Genomic DNA, 11,822 nt, shown 5'->3' with positions numbered 1-11,822 from the left:
GTTCTTCAACTTCTTTTGTTGGTTCTTTTACTTCTTCTTTTGATTCTTCAACTTCTTTTGTTGGTTCTTTTACTTCTTCTTTTGATTCTTCAACTTCTTTTGTTGGTTCTTTTACTTCTTCTTTTGATTCTTCAACTTCTTTTGTTGGTTCTTTTACTTCTTCTTTTGACTCTTCAACTTCTTTTGTTGGTTCTTTTACTTCTTCTTTTGATTCTTCAACTTCTTTTGTTGGTTCTTTTACTTCTTCTTTTGATTCTTCAACTTCTTTTGCTGGTTCTTTCTGATCTAGTTCCTCTATTACATTCTGTACAACTTCGCCACTAAATAATATACCAAGCCCATCATAGTCTCTTCCATCATAAGCAAAATCATATTTTTTTTCTCCTGAAGTACCCCATATGATTGTACCTTCTACCCTATTAATTGTACCGCCGTTACTCTTTAACGTAATATTCTCAAGTGGATTTCCTTCTGCATCATATACAGGTATTTTCACTTCTTCATTGATTGGTACATTATCTAGAATAATCTTTTGCCCTCTAATATCAATTGTTATTATTTGAGACAATTGTATAATCGGTTTTATATCCTGAATCTCATTTCCAGAAAGTTTTAAACTAAAGAACTGTATCATTGAAGCAAAAATTGATATATCCTTAATTTTATTATCTGATAAATTCAGCCACTGTAAATTTTTTAACTTACTTAATGGCTTAATGTCCACTACTTGATTTCCTTTCAATTCTAATTCGTTCAACATACTTATTTCACTAATTGTTTCTACACTACTAATTTCATTATTATTTAATATTAATACATACAAGTTCTTTAATTGCTGAATTCCTTGTATAGTAGCATTGTTAATTTTATTATTTGAAGCATTTAAATTTTTTAATGAATTCATTTTAAATAATGATTCAATGTTTTTAACATTATTATGGCTTATATTTAGTTTCTCCAATTTTTCTAGTTTAGATAAGGGGGCAATATTTTCAATTTTATTATTTGCTAGACTTACAGATTTTAAATTTCTCAAATTCGAAATAAAATCTATATTTTTCAAATCAATTTTTTCTAAATTCAAGTTTTCTAAATTTGTCATAAACTCTATACCAGAGATATCTTTTATCCCTTTACTTTGCCCATCAGTTATCTTTAATGTTTTAATCCCTAATAAATCTTCTTTCGTAATAGGGGCATCTAAATTGGTTCTACTCAAGTTATATTTATTAATATATCGTTGTAATTCTTTGTCTTGGATAACATTCGTATCCTCTTGTTTTTCGACTACTTTTTGAATTACGGTTCCATTAAATCGTATTTTATTCTCAGCAGAATCAGTCTCTAATTCAAATTCATATATTTTTTCGCCAAGACTATTCCATTTAACAAAACCATTATGAACCGTTCCACCTTCACTCTTCATTTTAATATCCTTGAGAGTTTCTCCCTTTAAATCGTATACAGGTATTTTAACTTCCTTATTTATTTCTACATCATCTAAAAAGATTTTTTGTCTTTGAATATCAATGTACATTCTTTTCCCTAACTCTTGAACCGGTCTAACATCACGAATTTCATTTGACCCTAGCTTTAAATCGTATAAACCTGTTAATTGACTAAGCGCCGTTATATCTGAGATATAGTTTTCTTCTAAATTAAGTGATTGTACAGTAGACAACCTTGATAAAGGTTCGATGTTTTCTAATTCATTTTTTGCAAGATCTAACTCTACTAATTTTTTCATTGAGGTAATATGCTCAATATTAGTAAGCCCATTGTTACTTAAAGATAAATTCTTTACATTTTTCAATTGCTCGATCCCAGCAAGATTAGCGTTACTAATTTGATTATTCGCTAAAGCTAGATCCCTTAAAGAGGTTACTGTAAACAATGGCGTTATATCTTTTATATCATTACTACTTAAATCTAATATTTTAATCTTCTTCATTTGACTCAATGGGCTTAAATTTGAGATTTTATTGTTTCTTAAACTTAAACTCTCAATATTCTCTAACTCAGCCAAAGGTTCAATATTTTGAAGTTCACTATAAGTTATACTTACTGATTTCAACTGTCTCAACTTCGAGATAAAATGTATATTGTCTAACTTAACTTCTTCCAACGTTAAGTTTTCTAAGTTCGTCATATATTCTAGACCGCTTACGTCTTTTATTCCTTTATTTTTAGCTTCGACGACTATTAAAGATTTAACTTTTAATAAATCTTCCTTAGTTATTGGCGTATTTAGATTCTCTCTATTCAAATTATATTTATTAATATGCCTTTGTAATTGCTTATCTAATATTACATTTCCACTTTCATCTTGCTGATCTACTTTATCCTCTTTATTTTCCTGTTGCTCTTTTGGAACATTATTTTCTAAATTTAAAGCATTTACTTCAAACTGCACTTGATATTTATTATCATAGGCCATTGTCGGAATATAAATATGCATTTGCATATCATATCTTTTTCCTAATTCTCCCACTTCAAACTGAATCACTTTCGTTCCATTTTTCTTTTTATCCTCTGATATTACTTTTACATCATGAAACACACCAGAAGTATGAATATCTTCTGTTTTCAAATATTGGAAGAAATCACTATCACTTAACGTTGCTGTTACAATTTTTTTCCCATTTTTGATTGTTAATTTAGGATCTTTTATATAAACAGCTGCCATAGACTCTTCATTTGTTTTATCTTTATATGCTTTAATAACAGCATCATATGTACCATCTTCTAAAGTCTGTCCAGTTTTATTCGCCTCAATTGCTACAGCTGCTAACGCAGGTGTTGAGTATGCAGCAAATGGTAGCGCTAAAGCTGCTACTACTAACATTGCATTTATATGTTTTCTTTTATTTTTTTTCAACTTTACATCTCCTCCAAAATATATAAATCTAAATGTAATCATATCTCGAATAAATGATAATGATTTTCATTATCATTGTCAACTGGAAAAATAAAAAGTTTACAAAAAAATAACCCCGTTTTAAGGGGTTATGCCATTTTCTCTCCAGATTCTTCTCTAAAAAAGCTCTTCATCGCGTGGAATACATCTGCTTTTTGCTTTAAAATATAATATCTGAAATTCTCATCTTTAATATTTTTATAGGCTGACATGAGGGTACTGTGGCGATTGTATTGGTTCACTTCTCCATACCCAAACATATTACACTTCTTCATCAACTCTTCGACAAGCTTTACACATCTAGCGTTATCTGATGTTAAATTATCACCGTCTGAAAAATGGAATGGATAAATATTATAGCGGTCTGGTGAGTATTTATTATCAATTAGCTCGAGTGCTTTTTTGTATACAGAAGAACAGATTGTTCCGCCACTTTCTCCTTTTGAGAAAAACTCTTCCTCTGTAACGACTTTTGCCTCCGTATGATGGGCAATAAACTCAATATCTACTGTTTCATACTTCGTTCGTAGAAATCGCGTCATCCAGAAAAAGAAGCTACGTGCCATATACTTCTCCCATATTCCCATCGATCCACTTGTATCCATCATCGCTAATACAACTGCTTTTGAATCTGGTTTTAATACTTCATTCCAAGTGCGGAACTTTAAATCTTCTTGGTGGATGGGGTGAAAGGATGCTTTACCACGCATTGCATTTCGTTTATATGCAGATATCATCGTTCGTTTCTTATCAATATTTCCCCATAATCCAGTTTTTCTAATATCATTAAATTCAATATGTTCAATCCGGTTTTCATCCATTTCTTTTCTCTTTAAATTAGGCAGCTCTAACTCTTTGAAAAACGCTTGCTCTAATTCTATAATAGAGACTTCAGCTTCATAATAATCTTCTCCAGCCGCATCTCCTGCTCCTTGCCCTTTTCCTGGTCCTTTTTGCTTTTGACCACCTGATCCATCTCTCGCAACGACATCACCAACTTTGCTGTCACCATTTCCTTGCCCAACGTGTTTGTTTTTATCATAATTGTATCTAATTTTATATTCATCTAGAGAACGAATTGGTATTTTTACAACATCCTTGCCATTAGACATAACTATACTTTCTTCTGTTACAAGATCGGGTAAATTATTCTTAATTGCCTCTTGTACTTTTTCTTGATGGCGTTGTTGGTCGTCATATCCTTTGCGATGGAGGGACCAGTTTTCCTGTGAAATCGTATAATTTGGTTGGTTTTCTTCACCCATTTCTTTCCCTCCTTACTGTAATTGTCTTTCTATATGAACAGCAAGCTAGAAATTTTGTTTTATACTGTGCAAGCTAGAATGAAAGGTAACTGCCCATCGAAATTCATCCCATAAACATATATAACGTTTTTCATATAATACTCCGAGCATCCTAAACAAAATTTTGCCACTCACATACTAGAAAGAAACATTCAGCCGTTGATAAGAAAGAAACACAATGCATAGTTGCACACATTTACACTTTGCAACATATTGTATTGTGTTGGCTTTTTTCGTATGAATGGTTGGTTACTCTATCATATGCATATTGTAAAAATAATTGACAATAAATTCATGAAATTGCATCTTAATTTATTACATTTGGACAAGGTATGACACTTTACACATATGAATGGATAATAAAACGCTGTCCCGCAAAATACAAGAGACAGCGTTTTGTTATCAAACTATCGGTTTAGCAAACTACCTACATAGCGTAATAATTCATTCGCAGATGAAGAATTATAGCCGTGCTCATCAATTAAGCGTGCAACAACATCATTTATTTTCTTAAGCTGATTTTCGTCTGGTGTTTTCGTTGATGTTGTAATTTTCACTATATCTTTTAAATCAGCAAATAGTTTTTTCTGAATCGCTTCGCGAAGACGTTCATGTGAATTATAGTCAAAACGTTTTCCTTTACGCGCATAAGCAGAAATGCGAATTAAAATTTCTTCACGGAATGCTTTCTTAGCATTTTCTGAAATTCCAATTTGCTCTTCAATTGAGCGCATTAGCTTTTCATCTGGACTCATTTCTTCACCTGTTAATGGATCACGTAATTTCGATTTATTGCAATATGCTTCAACGTTATCTAAGTAATTATCCATAAGTGTCTTCGCTGATTCTTCATATGAATACACGAATGCTTTTTGTACTTCTTTCTTCGCAATTTCATCATATTCTTTTCTCGCTAATGAGATGAAATTCATATAGCGCTCTCGATCTTCATTACTAATTGACGGATGCTGATCCAACCCGTCTTTGAGCGATCTAAGTACATCTAATGCGTTAATAGATGGTACCTCTTTTCGAATAATTGTAGAGGAAATTCGGTTAATAACATAACGAGGGTCAATACCTCTCATACCTTCATCTTGATATTCACGTTGCAGCTCCTCTACATCAATCGCATTATAACCTTCTACCGTTTCTCCATCATATAAACGCATCTTTTTAATTAAATCAATATCCGGACGCTTCGGATCTTTTAAACGAGTTAAAATCGTAAACATTGCTGCAACGCGAAGTGTGTGTGGTGCAATATGAACATTGGATACATCACTTTCACGAATCATTTTTTCATAAATATGTTCTTCTTCACTCACTCGTAAATTGTATGGAACTGGCATGACAATAATTCTTGAGTGCAATGCTTCATTTTTCTTGTTTGCTATGAAGGAACGATACTCCGTTTCATTCGTATGCGCTACAATTAATTCATCTGCTGAAATAAGCGCAAATCTTCCCGCTTTGAAATTCCCTTCTTGCGTAAGCGATAATAAATGCCATAAAAACTTCTCGTCACATTTTAACATCTCTTGGAATTCCATCATCCCACGGTTTGCCTTATTCAATTCTCCATCGAAGCGATACGCTCGTGGATCTGATTCTGAACCATATTCTGCGATTGTTGAAAAGTCCAGACTACCTGTTAAATCGGCGATATCTTGTGATTTAGGATCAGACGGGCTAAATGTACCAATCCCTGTACGGCGGTCTTCCGAGAAGAAAATACGCTCTACAACTACATCCTCAATTCTTGAACCATATTCTTGCTCTAAACGCATAACGTTTAGTGGTGATAGATTCCCTTCAATTCTAACTCCATACTCATCAAAGAAATCATCTCGTAAATGATGCGGAATTAAATGAAGTGGATCTTCGTGCATTGGGCAGCCTTTAATTGCAAAAATTGCTCCTCGATCTGTTCGTGAATATGTTTCTAATCCTCGTTTCAACATCGTAACTAATGTTGATTTCCCTCCACTAACAGGACCCATTAATAATAAAATACGTTTTCTAACATCTAATCGTTTTGCAGATGGATGAAAATATTCCTCTACAAGACGTTCTAAAGCATCCTCTAATCCAAATAGCTGATTACTAAAGAAGTTATACTTTCTTCTACCATCTACTTCTTCAATTCCAGCATCTTTTATCATATTGTAAATGCGAGAGTGTGCTGTTTGAGCCACCCATGGTCTTTCCTTCACAAGCTCTAAATACTCCGCAAACGTACCTTCCCATTGTAAGCGTTCTTCTGCTTCTCGATGCTGTTCAATTTTTTTTAGAATATCCATTATAGCTCCTCCCCCATCTCCTTGTTCAATCGGATTATTATAAAAGGTATGCTAGGATGTCCTCAAACATTCTTTAAATCAAAATGAAATATACAGTAGTGCTATAAAATTCTCTCCAAAATTCAAAGAAAATTCTGTATAATAAAGGTATTAAAGTTTTTACACTGCTATTCATTTTAAATAAATTCTTTTCTTCCAAGAACCTTACATACATTTCGATTCATATTTAAGATTCATAAACTGAAAAAATAGGAGGGATATTAATATGAAATTATTATTAATTTTAGGTGTATCACTCACATTTCTTACAGCTATTTTTACATCTGGTTACAATGATAAACCTGGTACACATAAAAAGTGATGTGCTTCTAAGCACATCACTTTTTTTATCAATCATTTATAATACACATTTTCCACATCATATTTTGATAAAGGTCGGCTATAATAATAACCTTGTACAAACTTCACGTTCTTTTCCTTCAAAAATTGTATTTGTTCCGCTTTTTCTACTCCTTCTGCAATTACATTCAATTCCAAAGTATGAGCTAAATGAATAATTGCAGCTGTAATATTCGTATCGCGTTCATCTACATGTATACCTTCCATAAAAGAACGATCAATTTTCAACGTATCAATTGGATACGTTTTTAAATAACTTAAAGATGAATATCCCGTCCCAAAATCATCTAAATGAATCTTTAAATTTTGCTCTTTTAATTGTAGCAATACTCTTTTCGATATGTCTTTATGTATAAGGGCTCCTTCTGTAACCTCAATCGCTAATAGATGAGCTGGTACATTATACTTATGTAACGCTCGTGTAATCATCTCTATTAGTGTAATAGAGCGAAAGTGCCTGGCTGAAATATTAACTGCAATCGGCACCACTTCATATCCTTTATTTAACCATTCACGTATTTGCCGACACACTTCATTTACTACCCATTCATCAAGCTTAATAATAAATCCTGTTCTTTCTGATAGCGGTATAAATTGATTGGGAGAGACAAACCCTAATTCTTTATTTTCCCATCTTATTAAAGCTTCCATACTAGCTATTTTTTTCGTTTCAATATTCATTTGTGGCTGATAATATAAGAAGAATTCATTTTTTTCTATAGCACGATGTAATTGGTTTTCCATTATAAATCTTTGTTCTCGCTCACAATCTAATCCACTACAATAAAAATGATAATGCCCTTTTCCTTTTTCTTTTGCTTTTCCCAAAGCAGCATCAACTCTTTGGAATAATATTTTTTCATCCTCTCCATCTGTTGGAGCCATTACAATTCCGATTGACGCACTTAAATACACGTCCTCTTCTTCGATTACAAAATGTTCACTAATCTTTTTTAGTATGCTTTTTGCAACTACCTCTACACGTTCTTTCGTTATATTTTCTATTAACATAACAAATTGATCATCGTGTTCTCTAAATAAGTGCATACCGCCTATTTGGAGACTGCTTAAACATTCTGTCACTTTTTGTAATACTTTATCTCCTTCTTTATGACCAAAAGTATCATTAATAAGATGAAATTCATCTAAATCTATAAAGATAAACGCAAAATCTATCTTCTCATTTAAAAAAACATTTAACTTATTTGTACATGAAATTCTATTCATTAATCCTGTTAACTGGTCATAATAAGCTAAATATTCCGTTCTCATCTCATTTAATACTTGCCTTGTAACATCCCTCGTAACAATATATATCCCAACAATTTCACCGTTCACAATAATTGGAATAGTTCTCAAAGAAATATAGAGCTCGTACCCTTCTTTATGAACATATTTCTTTGAAACAATTTGCTTCGCTTTTCCTTGCATGGATCCTTTAAAGATAATTTGAAAATCTTTTTCATATTCTTTATTAATAAATTCAAAAATAAATTTATTGTTTAATTCTTCATATCGATATCCGAATATTTCATACGTTGCTGGATTGGCATATGTAATTCTACCTATAGAATCTATAGATATAATGGAGTCATTATTGTATTCTAGTAATGACTTAAATAACATTTGTTTTTCCTCTATTTCAATCTTCTCCTCAATTTGAGCTGTAATATCCCTCGTAATACAAATAATAAACTGACATACTCCTTCTTCATCAAATACAGGATTAAGTGAAGATTCATAATGTAAATTACCAGTTGGTAAACTAACTACATCACAAAAGGTATGTGCTTTCGCTTCGCTCGCTACTTTAGCATATTGCACTTGCAATATTTCCGCCGTATCTTCTTGTAATGCTTCAGCAAACGTTTTTCCATAACATTCTTCGCTCAGCTTCGCATAATCCATACCTATCTTATTTACATAAATATATTTAAAGGTTTCCTCATCAATAACTTTCACAATAAATACTAAATCTTGAATAGCATGTAATAATCCTCTTCTTATTAAATCCATATCTATCATACTTAAAAAGGTATTTTGATTATTATATTGTTCCTTCATATTTATCTCAACCCGTCTAATCTATTTTTATTCATATATCCCCATTCTATATGAATATGTACCCTTTTTTAAATGTATGATTACTATTATTTTTATTTTTATAAAAAAAGTCGCCATATGGCGACTTTTAATAAACAATTTCTAAATCTAATCCTGGATAATTTTGTTGACGGAATGCTTCATAAATTAAAATAGCTGCTGTATTAGATAAATTTAATGAGCGCACTTTATCAGTCATTGGAATACGTAAACAATGATCGAAATTTTCTTCGATTACATTAGCTGGTAAGCCGTTTGTTTCTCTTCCAAATACAAAATAGTAATCCTTCTCACGTTTGCTATAATCAAACGCTGTATGAGCTTTCTCGCCATACTTTGTTAAATAGAAGAATTCACCGTCTTTATTTTTCTCATAAAATTCTTCAATTGAATCATAATACGTAACTTTCACGTGCTGCCAATAATCTAATCCTGCACGCTTTAACATTTTATCATCCGTTGAAAATCCAAGCGGTCTAATCAAATGTAATTCTGTTCCAGTTGCTGCACAAGTACGAGCAATATTCCCTGTATTTGCTGGAATTTCTGGTTGATATAAAACAACATGTACTCCCACGCGATATTCACCTCTGTTTTTTGTCTACTACGTATTATACCACTTGAGCGAAAAATCTCTACCCATTAATAATGTGAAAGAATTTATATTTCATTTGTGGTGTATATTTACTAGAATCTTCATAGTTCCAATAACGCCGACGGCTATTCGCTGAATGTGCATTTACAAGTGGCATACCATCTGCGTCTTTTGCTACTACAATCGTCGTATGATTCCACCTACCATCATCTTCGAAATCATAAGCGATGACATCACCAAGAATAAGATCCTCTGGCCTTTCTACCGCTTCTGCTCGAAGCCCTGTTGTAGCGCCTGACAAATACCAATAAAAAGAGTGTGCAACAGCCCAGCTCCAACTCCACTGATTCTCCCTTTGCCACCATCCTTTACGAATATTAGGATATCCATTCATTGGTACTTCTCCAGTATGAAGACATTGAGAAATAAAATTCGTACAATTATCAGGGAAATTACGATATACAGGGTTTCGATCATCCCACCAACGCTCTGCATATTTAACTGCCTCTAAACGGTTATACTGATAAGAACCATACTTCTCTTTTATAACTTCTCTTTCTAACGTCTCATTCATTCCAGCTGCTTCTGGCACTTCAATAGCATAATCACCTATTACCCGGCTATTATTTAAACAAACTCTTCGTTTTAGTTGTTCCTCTTCGATATAAAATAATTCTTTATGCTTAATTAAATATTTAAAATGTATTTGATAATCAATTTCTTGATGATTGCTATTATTTAATTGTCTCATGAAAGAAACGTCCGCAGTTGCTTTCACTATATGTGCATTACGCTTTTGAAACAATTGTTTCTTTCTCTGTGCTATTTGGAATAAATCTTCAGCAATACCATCTACATTTGTTCGTTTTTCTGTTATATATGCTAAAAATTGTTGTACTTGCTTTTCAATATTTATTTTTACAACCATTTTGTCTCCCTCCCATATTACAATATGAAAAAGGGAGATATTATCTACTCTTTTTTCTGCGCTAATAATTCAAGCCCGCGATTCATTTCATGAAGAACCTCTTCATCCTTCTCGCGTTGCATCGCTTTTTCAATGGCTTCACCCACGGCATCTCCACCAATTTTCCCAAGTGCCCATGCTGCTGTTCCCCGAAGTACTGGTCTTGGATCATCTTTCATAACACCGATTAAATCAGGAATTGCTGATGCTTCTTTAAAATGCGCAAGTGCCAAAATCGCATTTCGTTGCAACGGCTTTTTACCTCTCCATGATCCAGACATAATTCCATATTTCTCTTTAAAATCACGATTACTAATTGTTAAAAGTGGTGTTAATAGCGGCTTAACTAACTCAGGATCTGGTTCCATCTCAGGGTGGTTATGAAAATCCATTCCTTTATTTTTCGGACAAACAGTCTGACATGTATCACATCCATATATACGGTTTCCTATTTTGTCGCGATATTCTTCCGGTAGGAATCCTTTCGTCTGTGTTAAAAATGCAATACATTTCTTCGAGTCTAACTGTCCTCCTTGTATTAAAGCACCTGTAGGACAAATATCAATACATTTTGTACAGCTTCCACATTGATCTTCTATTGTTTGATCTGGTGGGAATGGAACGTTTGTAATCATTTCTCCTAAATATACATACGAACCAAATTCAGGTGTAATAATAGCGCAATTCTTACCGCTCCACCCAATACCGGCACGCTCCGAAACAGCTCGATCACTTAATTCACCCGTATCAACCATTGACTTAACTTCTATATCGGGAAGTTTTTCGATTAAATATGCTTCTAATTTTTGCAAACGATCTCGTAAAACAAGATGATAATCTTGTCCCCAAGAAGCACGACAAAAAATCCCGCGGCGTTCTCCACGCTTACTTAATGGTGCATTTTTTAACTTTGAAGGATATGCTAATGCAATCGCAATAATCGATTTTGCGCCAGTTAATAGAAGCTGCGGGTTCGTTCGCTTTTCTATATCAGGCTCTTCAAATCCAGATTGATAATTTAATTGTTGCTGTTGGATTAAGCGCTGCTTTAATTCCTCAAATGGTGAAGCACTAGCAAAGCCTATTTTATCTATACCAATTTTTTTACTATACGCAATTACATCTTGCTTTAATTGTTCAAAATCCATTCCTAATCGCCTGCTACTAAAAATATAGACAAATGTATATTCTTAGAGTATTCCTGCTTCTACGTGCCCTGCCTCGCTAATCACTT

At 32.9% G+C, this 11,822-nt stretch carries 7 protein-coding genes; all 7 read right to left on the bottom strand.

Translation table 11 applies throughout. The features are described 5' to 3' along the window. Positions 1-2,878: leucine-rich repeat domain-containing protein (locus FS742_RS26700; RefSeq protein WP_144616390.1), on the bottom strand; the 2,878-nt coding region annotated here is incomplete at its 3' end. 128 nt (positions 2,879-3,006) lie between these two features. Beyond that, entirely contained in the window at positions 3,007-4,182 is a 1,176-nt protein-coding gene (gene yhbH, locus FS742_RS26695) for a sporulation protein YhbH (RefSeq protein WP_144616373.1), read from the bottom strand. Positions 4,183-4,628: 446 nt separating this feature from the next. Beyond that, positions 4,629-6,524 carry a PrkA family serine protein kinase gene (locus FS742_RS26690; protein WP_000353282.1) on the bottom strand — a complete coding sequence of 632 codons (1,896 nt, stop codon included), beginning with the start codon at positions 6,522-6,524 and terminating at the stop codon, positions 4,629-4,631. Between the two features lie 393 nt (positions 6,525-6,917). After that, the gene (locus FS742_RS26685) at positions 6,918-8,987 is read right to left on the bottom strand and encodes a sensor domain-containing protein (protein ID WP_144616371.1); all 2,070 of its coding nucleotides are present in this window, start codon (positions 8,985-8,987) and stop codon (positions 6,918-6,920) included. Positions 8,988-9,114: 127 nt separating this feature from the next. Continuing rightward, a complete protein-coding gene (trmL, locus tag FS742_RS26680) occupies positions 9,115-9,603 on the bottom strand; it encodes a tRNA (uridine(34)/cytosine(34)/5-carboxymethylaminomethyluridine(34)-2'-O)-methyltransferase TrmL (RefSeq protein WP_000538149.1) in 489 nt (162 codons plus the stop codon). Between the two features lie 58 nt (positions 9,604-9,661). After that, entirely contained in the window at positions 9,662-10,549 is an 888-nt protein-coding gene (locus tag FS742_RS26675; RefSeq protein ID WP_144616369.1) for an amidase domain-containing protein, read from the bottom strand. Positions 10,550-10,593: 44 nt separating this feature from the next. After that, positions 10,594-11,736, bottom strand: a complete 1,143-nt coding sequence (queG, locus tag FS742_RS26670; protein WP_144616367.1) for a tRNA epoxyqueuosine(34) reductase QueG — start codon at positions 11,734-11,736, stop codon at positions 10,594-10,596. Between the last annotated feature and the right edge of the window lie 86 nt (positions 11,737-11,822).

It is taken from the genome of Bacillus cereus (assembly GCF_007678085.1).
Taxonomy (GTDB): domain Bacteria; phylum Bacillota; class Bacilli; order Bacillales; family Bacillaceae_G; genus Bacillus_A; species Bacillus_A cereus_BE.
Note: the sequence above shows the minus strand (reverse complement) of the source record. Positions and strands in the feature narration are given on the sequence as shown.